The sequence below is a fragment of the Paenibacillus sp. FSL L8-0708 genome, from assembly GCF_038009325.1.
GTDB lineage: Bacteria > Bacillota > Bacilli > Paenibacillales > Paenibacillaceae > Paenibacillus_AQ > Paenibacillus_AQ odorifer.
Map to the genome: position 1 here is coordinate 6,464,387 of NZ_JBBPBC010000001.1, position 15,500 is coordinate 6,479,886.

14 protein-coding genes and 1 riboswitch are annotated in these 15,500 nt (G+C 44.2%); of the genes, 2 read left to right on the plus strand and 12 right to left on the minus strand.

Annotated features, from left to right (window positions below; genetic code table 11):
* Window positions 1-8: 8 nt before the first annotated feature.
* From NYE58_RS30350 to NYE58_RS30405, 12 genes are all read right to left on the minus strand, one after another.
* Complete coding sequence (locus tag NYE58_RS30350) at window positions 9-638, minus strand: methionine ABC transporter permease (RefSeq protein ID WP_370510697.1); 630 nt, start codon at window positions 636-638, stop codon at window positions 9-11.
* Window positions 639-667: 29 nt separating this feature from the next.
* Window positions 668-1,684 carry a methionine ABC transporter ATP-binding protein gene (locus NYE58_RS30355; RefSeq protein WP_076218128.1) on the minus strand — a complete coding sequence of 339 codons (1,017 nt, stop codon included), beginning with the start codon at window positions 1,682-1,684 and terminating at the stop codon, window positions 668-670.
* A 102-nt stretch (window positions 1,685-1,786) separates the two neighbouring features.
* A riboswitch (SAM riboswitch) is annotated at window positions 1,787-1,922 on the minus strand.
* Window positions 1,923-2,024: 102 nt separating this feature from the next.
* A complete protein-coding gene (locus NYE58_RS30360; protein ID WP_076178960.1) occupies window positions 2,025-2,759 on the minus strand; it encodes a Cthe_2314 family HEPN domain-containing protein in 735 nt (244 codons plus the stop codon).
* A 155-nt stretch (window positions 2,760-2,914) separates the two neighbouring features.
* Complete coding sequence (locus NYE58_RS30365; protein ID WP_445671774.1) at window positions 2,915-3,883, minus strand: COX15/CtaA family protein; 969 nt, start codon at window positions 3,881-3,883, stop codon at window positions 2,915-2,917.
* A gap of 117 nt (window positions 3,884-4,000) precedes the next feature.
* Window positions 4,001-4,345: a thioredoxin family protein gene (locus tag NYE58_RS30370; protein ID WP_036685265.1), complete on the minus strand. Its 345-nt coding sequence runs from the start codon at window positions 4,343-4,345 to the stop codon at window positions 4,001-4,003.
* Window positions 4,346-4,423: 78 nt separating this feature from the next.
* Window positions 4,424-6,049 (minus strand): putative polysaccharide biosynthesis protein, encoded by a 1,626-nt coding sequence (locus NYE58_RS30375; protein WP_076277561.1) that lies wholly within the window; start codon window positions 6,047-6,049, stop codon window positions 4,424-4,426.
* Window positions 6,050-6,075: 26 nt separating this feature from the next.
* Entirely contained in the window at window positions 6,076-6,561 is a 486-nt protein-coding gene (locus NYE58_RS30380) for a DUF456 domain-containing protein (RefSeq protein ID WP_038573189.1), read from the minus strand.
* 58 nt (window positions 6,562-6,619) lie between these two features.
* A complete protein-coding gene (locus tag NYE58_RS30385) occupies window positions 6,620-7,387 on the minus strand; it encodes a Cof-type HAD-IIB family hydrolase (RefSeq protein ID WP_036685270.1) in 768 nt (255 codons plus the stop codon).
* 77 nt (window positions 7,388-7,464) lie between these two features.
* Window positions 7,465-9,570 (minus strand): peptidoglycan D,D-transpeptidase FtsI family protein, encoded by a 2,106-nt coding sequence (locus NYE58_RS30390; RefSeq protein WP_076218712.1) that lies wholly within the window; start codon window positions 9,568-9,570, stop codon window positions 7,465-7,467.
* Window positions 9,571-9,601: 31 nt separating this feature from the next.
* Entirely contained in the window at window positions 9,602-11,677 is a 2,076-nt protein-coding gene (locus NYE58_RS30395; RefSeq protein ID WP_341003789.1) for a peptidoglycan D,D-transpeptidase FtsI family protein, read from the minus strand.
* A gap of 173 nt (window positions 11,678-11,850) precedes the next feature.
* Entirely contained in the window at window positions 11,851-12,996 is a 1,146-nt protein-coding gene (locus NYE58_RS30400; RefSeq protein WP_076218714.1) for a transglutaminase domain-containing protein, read from the minus strand.
* Window positions 12,997-13,059: 63 nt separating this feature from the next.
* Complete coding sequence (locus tag NYE58_RS30405) at window positions 13,060-13,497, minus strand: hypothetical protein (RefSeq protein WP_076127990.1); 438 nt, start codon at window positions 13,495-13,497, stop codon at window positions 13,060-13,062.
* Window positions 13,498-13,767: 270 nt separating this feature from the next.
* Here NYE58_RS30405 and NYE58_RS30410 point away from each other — a divergent pair, with 270 nt between their 5' ends.
* Both NYE58_RS30410 and NYE58_RS30415 read left to right on the plus strand, forming a co-directional pair.
* Window positions 13,768-14,955, plus strand: coding sequence for an MFS transporter (locus NYE58_RS30410; protein WP_076277558.1), 1,188 nt, complete (start codon window positions 13,768-13,770; stop codon window positions 14,953-14,955).
* A 133-nt stretch (window positions 14,956-15,088) separates the two neighbouring features.
* Window positions 15,089-15,436 carry a DNA primase gene (locus tag NYE58_RS30415; protein ID WP_076218721.1) on the plus strand — a complete coding sequence of 116 codons (348 nt, stop codon included), beginning with the start codon at window positions 15,089-15,091 and terminating at the stop codon, window positions 15,434-15,436.
* The last annotated feature ends 64 nt before the right edge of the window (window positions 15,437-15,500 follow it).

The window sequence follows — 15,500 nt, forward strand, 5'->3', positions numbered from 1 at the left end:
GATGTACCTTATTTCCGTGTGTAATGTTTTACGAGTCGGTCACCGGCCATTTGTAGCAATTGCACCAGTACGACAATAAATACTATAGAAACAATCATAATCTCCGTCTCATAGCGGTGGTAGCCGTAACGAATCGCCAAGTCACCTAATCCGCCGCCCCCAACCATTCCAGCCATTGCTGTATAGGAGACCAGTGTAACCAGTGTGATCGTAACTCCAGCGAGCAGACCTGGACGAGCTTCTGGCAAAAGAACACGCATAACGATTTGGTTCGTCGATGCTCCCATACCTTGTGCGGCTTCGATGACTCCGCGGTCTACCTCTCTTAACGACGTCTCTACCAAGCGGGCAAAAAACGGAGCTGCACCAATCACCAGAGGTGGAATCGTACCGAGTACACCAATGGAGGTTCCAACAACGGCTTTGCTGAAAGGAATTAGAGCCACCATCAAAATGATAAAGGGTACGGAACGTAGAATATTTACAAGTAATGATAAGACCGAGTAAGTTACTCTGATTACTATACTATTCGATTTCCCCCATAAATACAATAGAATTCCGAGTGGTAAACCAAGAATAATTGTGAACAATCCGGAAAAAAATATCATTTTTATAGTAGCAACCGTAGCATCCATCATTTCTTGCCAATTTAGATCTGCAAAATTCATTACGAAATCACCTCCACATCAAGGCCTTGAGCAATTAGCCTGGAGATCGTTACAGCAATCGCCTCAGCTGGCCCTTCGAACCGCACAATCATCTGTCCATAAGGCACATCTTTAATCGTTGAAATGGTACCATGTAAGATTGCAAAGCTTACACCCGTATCACGCACGACATCGGATAGTGCCGAGCCGTAAGTTTTTTCTCCGAAAAAAGTAATTTTGACAGCTTGAGAGTTATCCCCGGCAGCAGCATCAAGCGCCACTCGAAGAGGTCCTTCATTCTGTGTCTCACTGCGGATGAAATCGCGTGTAACCTCATGCTGCGGCTTGAGAAATACCTCTGTAACTTTGCCTTGCTCAACAATCCCACCACCATGAATGACCGCGACACGGTCGCAGATGCTCTGGATTACATGCATTTCATGTGTGATCAGCACAATGGTCAAATGGAATCTTTTATTAATATCGAGCAGCAGCTTAAGAATGGAGTCCGTTGTCTGGGGATCGAGCGCAGAAGTGGCCTCGTCACACAGCAGCACATCAGGGTCACTGGCTAGTGCCCGGGCGATGCCGACCCGCTGCTTTTGTCCTCCAGATAACTGAGAAGGAAACTTATCTTTATGTTCTTCAAGCCCAACTAGAGCGAGCAGGTCTTTGACTTTTGTATCAATAGCTGTTCTAGATGTACCTGCAAGGCGCAGTGGAAAGGCAATATTATCGTATACGGTCGCCGAAGACAGCAAATTGAAATGTTGAAAAATCATCCCAATCTTGCGCCGCTGTTCCTGCAGCTGACCTTGGTTAAGACTGGTTAGCTCAACACCGTCTACCCAGACCTCTCCTTCTGTCGGACGTTCCAACAGATTAATGCAACGGATCAATGTACTTTTCCCGGCTCCAGAGTGGCCGATGACTCCGAATATTTCACCTTTCTCGATGGACAGATTCAATCCAGAAAGTGCTGTTGCCGCATTACTCCCTTTTCCATAAATCTTTGTTATCCCTTTTAGATTAATCAACTCTCGTCGCCCCCCCTTTATACTTCACTTATTCTATACAAAAAAACCTCTAACGATCGATGCAGATCGCAAGAGGCTCTGTGGGTTTATTAAGACAATGCCTTCTCATCTGCCAACGACCGCAACCTGCGCCATTGTAGGAATTAGCACCATGACATTTGTACAACGCTTCCCGCGCTGGATACAAATCGGTTGCCGGGCTTCATCGGGCCTATCCCTCCGCCGCTCTCGATAAGATAAAGTTATGAAATTATATTTTTTCTGAAATCGTACATACTTTAATGCAAGCATAAGTATAGTGAGTTTATCTATTTTTGTCAAAAGGAAATATATTGAACGATTACGATTTTATGCTCTTTGCCTTGCTTATTTCCTTACGCAGCTGTTCATTGCTGTAGCTGAATGCCGCGATTAATGTCTTACAGTTCATTTCGAGCGATTGTTTTAAATCCTCAAGATGGCTATCCAAATCCTCGAGCTGAATTTTGTCATGCAGACCTTGGTGCCGCTGCCACAAATCATCCTGCATTTCGGAATTCATATAATGAATTTCAGCATTTCTGCGCTTGCGTAAATTCTCCAATGGATCGCGGTAGGAGTTCTTAATCTCTTCCAGTTGATCCGCTAATGCAGGATGCACATTCAATAATTGAAGCTGACGCAGCACTGTAAAATAAGAAAAGTGCGTTTTTAATTTGGATGTTTTGAGATCATAAAAATGATTCAGTACCGTCCCAAGCTTGTCCAGAAGAGAGAAAACCCGGATAAAGCCATCTTTATAAAAATAAACATAACGTGCATAATCGCCCTGTTCCACCGGTGTCATATCATCCATATAACCCGCAATCACTAATTTCCGGTAAAAAGCGGCTGCGAACCAACTTTGCTCCAGTTCATCCAGAGAGGAAATCAGCCCACGTGTCCAAATCTCCAGCTTGCGGTATTCATGGTCATTATCCTCATGGGCACTCATTTCCTTGCGCAGCAATGCTGCAAAAGTGGCCATATTCTCCATCGCATCAGCCAACACACCGCTGTTCTTTCGAGGCGGCTCTCCAAGTAATACCCGCAGCATATCCCAGTCCTCCTAAAGTTTTGTTCAGCGTCTGCTTCCATGGACTGCTTCGTACAAAACTCGCGACGTAAGCATCGGCCAATCAGCTCCACGATATACCGATTTCCACTTTATTATTCCGCGGGTGAAGCGCCTCTATCCACGGAGGGAATGTTCTACCAAGGCGGTGGAATCATTGGGTTCGTTACATTTTTTCCAGACACGACACTACTCGCGCGATTTAGCTGCCAGACTCTTACACTCATATAACATAAGACACCAAACAAACTGGCAATCAGCAAAATATGAGCCAAAGCGGCAAATATGTACAGCCTTTCATTATCTAGAGTGTAAACCACAGCCGCCCCACTAAATACCTGCATCAAGCATAACAGTACTGCAGCTATACCTAGCGCTCTAAGCTCTGGATAATCCTTATGTTTCCAAAATGCCAAATGCCCGAGCAGCGCAGTAAGCATGAATAAGATTAAAGCCGCAATCCGATGCGTAAAAACAACACCTACTCCTCCGGAAAGCTCCGGAACCCATTCTCCATTACAAAGCGGCCAACCCGAACACCCGCCTTGTGAATCCGTATGACTTACAAAGGCTCCAATATACACGACAATATAAGAATAGATGGCAGTAAAACAGGTTAAATTGCGAAAAGCCTTACTTACGGGCTTCTTTTGAGCCTCCAGCTTATGATCATATTCGCGTGCTTCATGCCATCTCTTGGTTCCAAGAGCCAACATCATAGCGCTCGAAAAGGCGATCAAAGAAAAACCCATATGCAGCGCCATTACAGCGGCGGATTGGGATTTAATTACTGCAAGCGCTCCCATACCACCTTGAACGATGACGAATAATAAAGTCATAAATGCATATCCCAGCAAATCGCGCCGAGTACGGGCATAACGCCAAAAAGCAAACATCGAGGCAAGTGAGAATAACCCTGCCAAACCGCTAAACAAGCGATGGGTGTATTCAATCATCGAGCCTATAGTATAAGCCGGAATTAATTTCCCATGACAGAGCGGCCATTCATTTCCGCATTCCAAGCCCGATCCAGTCTTCGTCACTACCGCTCCTCCGAGTACAGCAAGGAACATGATAAGGCAAGTAAGATAACTAAGCCATTTCAACTGATTTGTCGTCAAAAATATCACCCGCAGTTTTTAGTAATGAAGAAGCAGCCAGACTTATATTTCAAAAAACCACCGCTTTTGCACAAACAGGCGAAAGCGGTGGTTCCTTAGGAATTACTTTTGAAGGCTTTGATGCACTTGGACCGCTTTATCAAGGAAATTCTCAATCTCTTCACGGGATTTGCGCAATTTATTAACGAATCTAACCAATTCCCGTCCATCCGAATATGCGACGAAGCTTGGAATACCCATAATATTTTGTTCTTGACTAACATCGCCCACGGCATCAACATCTACCTCAACCAGTGTAAGGCGGTCTGCATAAGCCTGCTCTACCTCTGGGATAAAAGGATCGATAAATTTGCAATCCGAGCACCAGTCAGCCTTGAAGATGGCCACTGTTAATCGAGGTGATTGAATGGCTACCTGAAATTCAGCAGGAGAACTAATTTTGTCCATGATTTACTCAGTCCCTTCTTCAATATCTGTCTATTTTCTACTCTTTAAGTGAAGCAAAATGCAGTGTAGAAGTCAAACCTATTCTCTCATACGAACACGTGCAGGCTGTAACTTCATCAGCGGATTCAATAATTTTTGCAGCGCCCGCGGATAACTGGAGATTTCCTGTTTAGTCAGCACACCCAGCACAATAAGCAGTACTAGATAAATAACAACAACGGCTGCTCCTACAACTAGACAAGTGATCAGAAACGCCAAACGTGCCGGCATCAGATCCGTTAACAAAATTCCAGCTTCATTCAAGCCATAACCAATCCCGCCGGACACAAGTACCGCAATCGCGAAACCGCCCCAACGTTTGCCCATAATTTCAAATGGCACAATCGATTTCAGCATCCGTAAGTTAAGCAAAGTAATGACCACGAAACAAAGTGCTGTTGCACCGATAATTCCGTAGATGCCAAATACCTTACTAAGTAATAAGCTTGCCACTAATTTTACAATAATACCCGCTAACACATAATACATGGAAATTCGCGATTTGCCCATACCTAACAAAATAGAGTTCGTTGTCATCATCGTAATCTGAAAGATCGTTCCTAAAGTAAGCATGGCTACGATACCACTGCCATCTAAACTACTGAACAAGAGACCATTAACTGAATATGCAGCAACTACGAGTGATAGAACAATCGGTGCTCCTGTTAAAATAGAGATTCGAAGTGCTAACGTCACTTGCCCTTTTAGATGTTTTTCATCCCGACGGGCATATGCAGCTGAAATAATTGGTATAAGTGATGTGCTCAGTGCTATAGAAAGAACCGGTGGAATCCCGGCGACACTCTGTGCCCGACTCCCGAAAATACCCAAAGCACGTGTGGCATCAGCTACACCAACTTGTCCACTCAGTAACGGTACAATTAAAGATGTATCAATAAAGTTCACTACTGGAACCGTAACTGAAGATAGAACGATAGGAATGGATAATTTAAATATATCCTTATAAATTCCAAATAGAGGAAGCTTCGCTTCATTCGTTTCGTATAACGCAGTTTGCCCCTCGCTACGCCGTAATTTCATAGCGTAATAGAGCATTACACCAAACGCACCAACACTACCAAATACACTACCGAATGATGCACCAGCAGCCATCCACGTGTTGTCGTACCCTTTTTGTAACAATACAAATGCCAGAAGAACAGCGGTAGATACCCTCGCGATCTGCTCCACAATTTGAGAGATGCCACCAGCCATCATATTATTCCGCCCTTGAAAGTAACCACGCATCATTGCAATAGAAGGGAAGAGTAGGAGTGCCGGAGCTATGGCCCGGATCGCCAAAGTACTTTCAGGAACTTTTGCATATTCTGCATAATAAGGAGCACCTATGTATAACAATGCGCTCATAATTACGCCAACTACAACACCAAAGATTAATGCCGCCCGATACACCTGCTGAGCTTCATTTGGTCTATTCAGTGCATAACGCTCAGATACCATTTTACTTAATGTACTTGGAATCCCTGCTGTAGCCAGCGGTAATAACATTAAATAAACTGTGTTTGCCTGTGTAAATGAAGCATTACCAACATCATTAAATAAATGCTCCAGCGGCACACGCTGGACAAGCCCGAGTACCCTTGCCACCAAAGCTGCAGCAGCAAGGATAAGCGTGCCTTTAACAAAAGACTCTTTCTTGGACAAACTCTTTCCCCTTCTTCACTGTTAAATTAAAACCGGGCGACCCATATAAAAAAGAGGACGACCATAATTACCTGCAACACGATTTTGACCAAGGTGCTGCTAAATAAGCCGAGTATGGAGCCAACACTTACCTTAGCAGCTTTAGACGGGGAAGATCCCACTATCAATTCTCCAATAAAAGCCCCTAGAAATGGTCCAATGATAAGACCAAAAGCTGGAATAACAAAAGGTCCCAAGATCAGCCCGATCGTGCTCCCGATAATCGATGAACGTGATCCGCCAAATTTTTTGACACCCCACGCTCCTACAACATAATCAGCAACAAAAAGAACTACAACGATCAGTGTTTGAATAATCCAGAACCAAACCCCAAAGGGCTCAAAAGAAAAAAACCAGCCGTATACAAAAAAGGCAAGATAGATCGCTAACGCACCCGGCAGTATGGGATACACAGCCCCTGCCAATCCTACAGCAAACAAAACAATGATAAGAATCCAACCCAGGATCGTCAATTCCTTAACCTCCTACTAGCATAATGCTCCATGGATTCACTTCGCAGTACTGCTTTTATTATTTGCTGCCTACAGAGGCTGCAGCTTCGGTAAAGATATACTTTTGGATGACCTCGGCAATCCCGTCTTGATTATTGGTCGCCACCACAACATCAGCCTCTTGTTTAACCGTCTTTTGCGCGTTGCCCATGGCAACCCCAAGCCCAGCCTGCTGGATCGCCGCCAGATCGTTAAGGCTGTCGCCCACAGCTACAACTTGCGACATTTCTATTCCCAGCAGCTTGCAGACTTCCTTTATTCCTGCTGCCTTATTCACGCCTAGAGGATTAATCTCCAGATTGTGCGGAGAAGAGTTCGTAATCTCCAGTCCACCCATATCTTGAAGACGAAGCAACAGCTTATGACGAAGCTCATCATCTTCAGTGTGATAACCGAATTTAAGCCATTCTCTACCCGTTACATCCCCATCCCAGTTATCCTGTTTAAGAACTTCGTCCAGAGAATAAGCCCAGAACCAGATGTCATCTGCTTTTGCAAGATCATACATTTCTTGTACCAGCTTGGGATCCATTAGTGATCTCCGGTATATTTCATGTGGCGCTCTCCACACCTCACTGCCGTTCACAGTGATCATCGGTGTCTCTAAACCTAGCTGCTCTGCATAGGGTAAGGCACTTACAAATGCCCGGCCTGTCGACAGACAGACATGAACGCCTGCGTTGACCGCCTTTTGAATCCATTCCACCGTTGTGGGTGTAATTATCTGTTCATCATTCAGTAGGGTTCCATCCATATCCAATGCAAGCAGGCGGTATTTGGCAATCATTTGCCATCCCTCCATTCTTGTATGCTCTCATTTGAGAAGCTGTTTATTTTTTTAAATCTTAGGCCATAGGGTCAGAGTTACTCGGTACCTGTAGTCTCTCCCTCCTTCGCATTATCATTAGTATTATTGCCAGACTGGAGACTTTTCTTTGGAACTCCATCAAGGCCATATTCCCAATCATAGGCATCAAATATTTTACGTGCGACTGGTGCCGCACTTTGTGAACCAAAACCACCTTCAGGGATTACAACCGCCACAGCCAACTTAGGATTATTACGTGGAGCATATGCAATAAATACCCCATTATCGCGAATTTCACCCTTAGCTACTTGCTGAGAGGTTCCCGTCTTACGGGCAAAGTCATAAGGGAAATCAGAAAAAGCACTAACTTCACTTCGCATCCCCTGCTTAATTTCATTCCAGTAGGACTTATCGAAGTTTGTTACTTCATCAAGCACCTCACGTTTAAACTCTTTGACTATATTTCCATCTGCATCAGTAATCTTGCTAACCAATTGAGGTTTAATCCGCTGTCCTTCATTAGCAAGTGTTGTAACATACTGTGCAAGCTGCATTACTGTATAACTTCCTTGTTGTCCGAAAGAGGCATAGACCAGTGCGGACTGCGCACTACCAGCAGCTTCTATATTGGTATAGTTTCTTTGACCCAAGAATTCATTTGGCAGGTCAATTCCCGTAGATACACCAAGGCCGAACTCTTTCATATAGACATCCCAGATGTCTATCCCCTTGCTTTTATATTTGTCATACAATCTTTTACCGACCATATCGACCATAAATGCATTCGAGGATTTCTCAATGGCTCTAGCAGGATCCAAAGAACCATATACGTGGTTAGAAGAGTTTCTTACCTTCGTTTCATGCCCAGACTTACCAAAAGTCGCAAAACCTTTATCCTGATAATACGATGAAGTTGAAAACAACCCTTCATTCAGGCCCACGAGTACACTCAAAGGTTTAATCGTTGAACCTAGAAGCAATACAGATCTTAGTCCATTCCCTGAGGTTCCTGAAGAAATAGGAGTTATCGTGCCGTTCTGATAGTTATCCATAATACTGTTCCAGACATCTGCAGATAAAGAACCCGTTGTCCAAACATTCGTATCATAGTCAGGCATACTCGCCATAGCAACAATATTGCCAGTATCTACTTCCATCGCTACTGCATATCCCGTTAAAGCATTCGGATGCGTTCTGCCTTGTACGGTATTAGAGTGCAACCATTTGAGCTGATCTGTTATCGCCTGTTCTGTCTTCATCTGAACGTTCTTATTAATCGTTGTCCAGATGTCATTTCCTTTGACAGGCGGAACGACACGCTCAATTTTCTCCGCCATATTCTGTGGATTGACGGAAATTTCCTGATAGCCGTTTTGCCCGCGAAGCTCACGCTGATATTTCAGCTCCAGCCCATCGAATCCAACAAATTCATCATCCTTATACGTTAGCCCTGGCTCCGGATTGTTTTTCATAGCACTTAGAATGTTTTTATAAATATTAAGACTGTTCGCGGATTTGAAGGGTTTGATATAACCAATCGTCTGTACAGCAACCGTATCTTTATCGTAATGACGAATGCTCTCCTCGACAATCTCAAGCCCCGGATATTCTCCTTTATGTTCCATGAAATAAGCAACTTCTTCAGTAGTCAGATCAGCCTTAATTCGCCGTGCCATAAAGCCAAGTGATTTACGGAAATATAAATCCAACGCATCAATTACATCTTTCTCCGTCATCTTCTCTGCATTTGGATCCCCATATTTATTGAAATCAGCTACCAGCTTGGCTGCCAATGCATCAGACTTGGCCTTAGCCTCTGGGGTCAGCGTTGTTTTACCGGTGACTTTATCTGTTTCCTTAGCCGTATACTCTTTATTGAGTGTGATATACAGCGATTGAACAGGTGTGGAATAAGCTAGCTTCTCACCACCTGCAGCGTATATAACCCCTCTCATGGAAGCTAACGGTACATTTTTAGTATCTCTACTCGTCTCTACCTCAGTTAAAGTTGGACCTTCCACGAACTGCAGAACAGCTAGTCGGATGATGATTACGCAAAATATAACGAACGTGCTAAAGAAAAACACGTTGAGTCGCAGGCCAATGGAACTTTTGCTGCTGGTCTCGTCAGGAGGTGAGGCCTGCTTACGGAAAAAACTCACAGTTTTTCTCTCCTTTTTCTCTAATTTAAGCTTATTGTTCTTGAACGGGATCTGCCACAGGTGGAATATTCTTCTTCGGAACCCCATCCAGCCCATATTCCCAATCATAAGCATCAAAAATCTTACGGGCAACCGGAGCTGCACTATTGGAGCCAAAGCCGCCTTCCGGAATCACAACCGCTACAGCCAGCTTCGGATTCTCACGTGGAGCAAAGGCAATAAAGACCCCGTTATCACGGTTTATATTTTTTCTATCCGTTTTTTCAGAGGTTCCTGTCTTACGGGCAAAATCATAAGGAAAATCGTCAAAAGCACTAACTTTACTGCTCATTCCCTGTTTGATTTCTCTCCAGAACGATTTATCAAAAGTTACGCTATTAAGCACTTCTTTTTTAAATTCCTTAACCACCTTACCTTGCGCATCAGTAATCTTACTTACAAGCTGCGGTTTAATTCGCACACCTTCATTTGCAAGTGTAGTAGCATACTGGGCAAGCTGTAATGTAGTATAACTGCCTTGCTGGCCAAAAGATGCGTAGACGAGCGCGGCCTGTGAGCTCCCTGCAGCCTTGAAATCTGTATAGTTAATCTGACCTGGTGATTCACCGGGAAGACCACTTTGTGTTGACACACCCAGTCCGAACTTTTTCATATATTCGTCCCAGACCTCTACACCTTTATCCCCCAGGTATTTCTTGTATAGTTGCTTTCCGACCATATCTACCATAAATACGTTAGAGGATTGCTTGATAGCATCAGCCGGATACAGTTTTCCATAGACGTGACCTGATGAATTTCTAACCGATGATTTATCATCCTTACCGAAATAGGTAATCCCCACATCGGGATAGGTGCTCGAGGTGTTAAAAAATCCTTCATTTAAACCAATTAATACACTTAACGGTTTAATGGTCGATCCCAAGAATACAAGTGAGCTAAAATCATGACCCGATCTCCCGGAAGAATTCGAGGTAATTGTACCATTCAGATGATTATTCATAATTTTATTCCAGACAGATGTAGGCAGCGAGTCCTTTGTCCATACATTCGAATCGTAATCAGGCATACTCGCCATAGCGACAATATTCCCAGTCTCTACTTCCATTGCTACTGCATAACCTGTTAAAGCATCAGGATGAGTTTCGCCTTGAACAGCATTGGTATGCAGCCATTTAATCTGATCCAATATAGCTTGTTCAGTCTTCATCTGAACATTCTTATTAATGGTCATCCAAATGTTATTGCCTTTTACAGGGGGAACGGTCTGTTCTACCTTCTCCGCCATATTTTGAGGAGTGACCGAAATGATCTGATAACCATTTTCTCCGCGCAGTTCGCGTTGATACTGCATTTCCAGACCATCAAATCCTACATATTCTTCCGTTTTATACATAAGTCCCGGTGAAGAATTGTCTTTCATTGCACTACGAATATTTTTGTACATCGCTATGTCTTCGGTTGATTTAAAAGGTTTACCAAAACCCACCGTCTGCACAGCTACCGTATCTTTATCGTAGTGGCGTACACTTTCTTCCACAATGGTAATGCCTGGATATTCATCCTTGTGTTCCATGAAATAAGCTATTTCTTCTGAAGTTAGCCCTGCTTTTATACGACGCGGTACATAACCCAGATACTTTTTAAAGTCCAGATCAAGTAAATCCAGCACGTCCTGCTGCGTTAACTTAGGGGCATCTGCACTTCCATATTTCTCAAACTCCGCTACTAATCTTGCTGCAAGGTAATTAGACTTATTTTTCGCTTTTTCCGTTAGTGAGGTTTCACCCGTTACTTTATCGGTAGTTTTAGCTGTATATTCCTTATTTAGGGTAAGATAGAGCGACTCAACAGGTGTAGAATAGGCTATCTGCTCACCCCCGGCAGCAAAAATAATCCCTCGCATGGCTGCCAGCGGAACAAACTTCGTATCCCGTTTGATCTCTTCTTCTGTCAGCAAAGCTCCCTCAGTAAACTGCAAACCTGCAAGACGCACAATAATGATACAAAAAATAAAAAAAGTGCCAAAGAAAAACAGATTCAATCTCAGACCTACAGAATGTTTCGAAGATTTCCCGTCCGCAGGCGGGAGCTGCTTCCCAAAGCTCACCAGCTTTCTTCCCTTCTATATAAAAATAATGTCTGAATTGCCTTAGCCAGCGACATTGCTCTTATAATGAAGGTGATTTCTAAGAAGCTGATTGTGAGCATTGCACTCGCATTTGTGTTAGAGCGGTTGGTATGAGTTTATTGTACCACACGGAAGGAGTGCGGCGCCCTCACTCAGAGTGCGTTCTCCCTAATATGCGTATCGTCAAAATCCTTCGGATTAAACCAATCCCCACTGCTCGCCCAAGTGGGATCCAATGGAATCCAAGCTTGCCGGTCACTTATATAAACTTCATTCCAGGCATGTGCGCCATACCCGCCTCGACCATCATAGCCTTGACCCGTTACAACGCGCACCTGCAATCCTTGGGAGCGGGCCATTACAGCGTAAAGACGTGCATAATCAATACATACCCCTATGCGTGTGTCGAAGGTATCCTGCGGGGTCTGTTCATGCCAAATTCTATTTTTTTCATAATTTTCCGCTTTGGCGTAATCATAAGTTACTCGTGTTCCTACCCAATCATACAGTAGTCTGGCTTTCTTCTCGTCTCCTTGCGCTTGTCCAATAATATCTTCAGCCGCACCCACAATATCTTGTGGAATGTCATGATCAATAACTTCATATTTTCTGCGCAGGATATCATTCATCTCAGCTGCAACGGTCTTCGTCAGAATAGGCAGCTTTTTCTGCACTGTCTCCCCAACAAAGGGCTCAAATACAGCGGCAGCGCTTTGACTGTAGATCGGAGAAGATTCCACATAACGGCTAAATTGACTTTCTGGATTTAGGCCAACACAAATGAAGAGAGCAAGCACAATAATTAAACCACGAGTCAATCCTATAATTAATCCTATGATAGCTCCGCCCATACGGCTTACTTGCGTAATCTTTCTGTCCTTAAATGTCTTGGTGCGCCGTAGCTGATGGAATGGGAGCAGCATAGACAACAATCCCAGAAGCATACGAATTAAGATATAAGAGAGCAATAACAACAATAGAAACCGCACCAGCGGCGATTCCGCCAGCACAGACACAGCCGTATAATAAATTTGCTGCCACTGGGTCAGCTGTTTATCAGGCAGACTTATTCCTGCTGCCCAAGTCTGTACATGAGGATTGAGATAAGCCGCAGCAGGAATGGCCAGCACCAAAGAAGCTATTGTATACAGTCCTGCTCCCAGCAGACCGAATAATCTTCCGGTGGCACTTGAGAACCCTCTGCTCCAGCCTTGCAATAGTGAAAAGACTACTACCAGCAGGAGGGCGATGGAGATGATATTTGCATCACTCAGACTAGTCAACCAACCGTTTATCATATCCGATCTCCCCTTTCAGTCGCCCGCTTGCTTGTTTTTGATAATGATTTAAACTGAAGCCGTTTATTGATGTTTCCGAGCTTCCTCGATAAATGTTTGTGTGGTATCAGTAATACTCCACTTCCCAAGACTAACTCCGCGGAAAGTAACCTCTACCTTATCTTCGCCAGTAGTACCTTTCACTTCAATATTCGGAGTTGTAATCGTAAATGTTCCGTCACCATTTGAAGTGTACTTCGCATCCTGCGCCTCTTTAAGCATAACCTCTTGTGCTTCCTTCTTCACCGTACTTACCGTTCCATCTGCCACCTTATTCACAGCGTTACCAATTTGGTCCATTGTCACACCACTATAGATGAATAGACCTACAACGATAATAATGACAATCGCCCATTTCAACATCGTTTTGACCAAATTAACAACCGCGAACAACAGAATGAGCGCAATAACAATAACTAACCAATTCTCTCTAATAAACTGTGACCACACCTCTGGATCCATCAACCTCACAACACCCCTATCACCTAGTTTCGTCCTAAGGATTATCTCCTCTATAGACATGACGCCAATATTAATTATTATACATGAATGCCCATCATAATTCATGGTTCCACAGCCAGAGAAAGGTATACCTGCTTATAGGAATTAAAAAAGCGGTATAAGCCTTCTCTGTCCCACGTAAAGTACAAGTAGTTGCTTAAATTTGATCTTCTTAAAATCCGCCTTCCTGCATTAATCTTTATTGTAGGTGGCTCTCGGAGGTGTTTCCCTGTGAAAACTGCGCTGTGGCTGTACCTGTTTCTTTTTCTGGCGTTTTTTGATTTACATGCACAGTATCCTATTCTAACGCCCTTTGCCATCTCTCTTGGTGCGGGACCCGCCTTTATTGGCTGGATGATGGGCATGTATTCGTTAACCCATCTTCCTGGCAATTTGCTCGCAGGCGTACTCGTCGATCGTAATGGCAGCCGCCGCTACATCGTCTTTAGCCTTGTTACTGCGGGAGCCATTCTACTGCTGCAGGCTCATGCTCAGCTTCCGTGGCATTTGCTGATGCTACGAGCAGCAAGCGGGTTCGCGCTCGCCTTCCTCTCTCCAGCGTGCATGACCTTGCTGGCTTCATTATCATCTGATGCTACTGAGCAGGGGAAATATATGTCCGGACATGGTATCGTTCATACCTTAGCTTCAGTGGTATCCCCGGCAGCGGGGGCCTTTATCGTAGCTAAAGCTGGCTATTCCGGCACCTTCACCTCATTGGGATGGCTGCTTATCGCTACAGGCATCATGGCTTTTTTCAGTGTACCGGCACCTGCCCGGCGTTTAGTACGCCCTGTAAACTCTGCAGCACCTCCTTTAAAAAAACAGGATCTTCCTTCGGTCCCTATATCCGATGCCAATCCAGTTTCCAAACGTTATTATCTGCTGCCTTTTTTCGTTTCTTGTTCACAAGGGGTTCTGTTCTTTGAACTTCCTCTATCTCAGACCGGAAGTAATAGCATTGTTTCCACAGGCATTCTTTTATCGCTCCTTAGCTTAGGGGCTTTGGTAACACTCAGTTTGTTCTTCCTGAACCGCTTTTCCCCAGGAGGAAGAATAGCCGTGGCCTTGCTAGGAATGGCCCTTTGTTTTTTTGCGCTTGCCTCACTTCACAGCATTCCCGCTTCCGTTATTCTCTTTATGCTGGGTGCAGCTAAAGGAATATTATTTCCTGCAATGGCATCGCTCTTTATTAGTCTAGGTGGACCAGGACGTATGGGACGCACCTTCTCCATGCAGTCGATAGCCATGTCACTAGGCGCATTCGCAGGCCCTGTGGCCGCAGGACAATTAAGAGCCGTTGTTTCGCCTTATTTCATTGCCTTTCTATTGCTAATGGTTGCACTATTACTGCTTCCGCCAAAAAATTCAACCAAGCTGTCTACCTACTCTTCCAAATGGAATGGGCGGGCCGCATGATTTATTGTTTTTACGACATTTCCCGGGGAATGAAGATTTTCCTGTAGAAACAGTTGTTAAAACTGCTCCTCCTTCGGTAAACTATAATAAGTCTGTAAGTTCAGGCTTCATTTCCGGAGGTGATTGTCAGCAAATGTCCATTACGATTATTGTCGAAGGCAAAAACGATCGCAGCAGATTACGACGCGTGCTGGTACCGGAAGTCGAAATCCTCTGTACCTTTGGTACATTAAATACGCTCAAACTCGAGTCCCTGCGACAAAAAGCAGGAGATGGAGAAGTATATCTTTATATGGATAACGACAGTTCAGGCAAAAAAATACGCGGGATTCTCCGCGATGCCTTTCCCGATGCTGGTCACATCTATACACGCCGGGGTTATGCCGGAGTGGAAGGCACTCCAGATGAATACAATATTAATCAGCTTGAAAAAGCGGGTCTGGAAGAGTTCATCATTTACCCTGAACCTATTCCTTTTTGATTCGCGATATATTGCCTAAGAAATTAAAAACGCCTTTTTCGTTATCCTTCAATAAATGGGATTC

Bases quoted from the DNA above. Each gene is read 5' to 3' on its own strand.
- NYE58_RS30360 (WP_076178960.1), bottom strand. From the start codon at position 2,759: ATGCTGCGGGTATTACTTGGAGAGCCGCCTCGAAAGAACAGCGGTGTG.
- NYE58_RS30400 (WP_076218714.1), bottom strand. From the start codon at position 12,996: ATGATAAACGGTTGGTTGACTAGTCTGAGTGATGCAAATATCATCTCC.
- NYE58_RS30370 (WP_036685265.1), bottom strand. From the start codon at position 4,345: ATGGACAAAATTAGTTCTCCTGCTGAATTTCAGGTAGCCATTCAATCA.
- NYE58_RS30415 (WP_076218721.1), top strand. From the start codon at position 15,089: ATGTCCATTACGATTATTGTCGAAGGCAAAAACGATCGCAGCAGATTA.
- NYE58_RS30405 (WP_076127990.1), bottom strand. From the start codon at position 13,497: ATGGATCCAGAGGTGTGGTCACAGTTTATTAGAGAGAATTGGTTAGTT.
- NYE58_RS30385 (WP_036685270.1), bottom strand. From the start codon at position 7,387: ATGATTGCCAAATACCGCCTGCTTGCATTGGATATGGATGGAACCCTA.
- NYE58_RS30350 (WP_370510697.1), bottom strand. From the start codon at position 638: ATGATGGATGCTACGGTTGCTACTATAAAAATGATATTTTTTTCCGGA.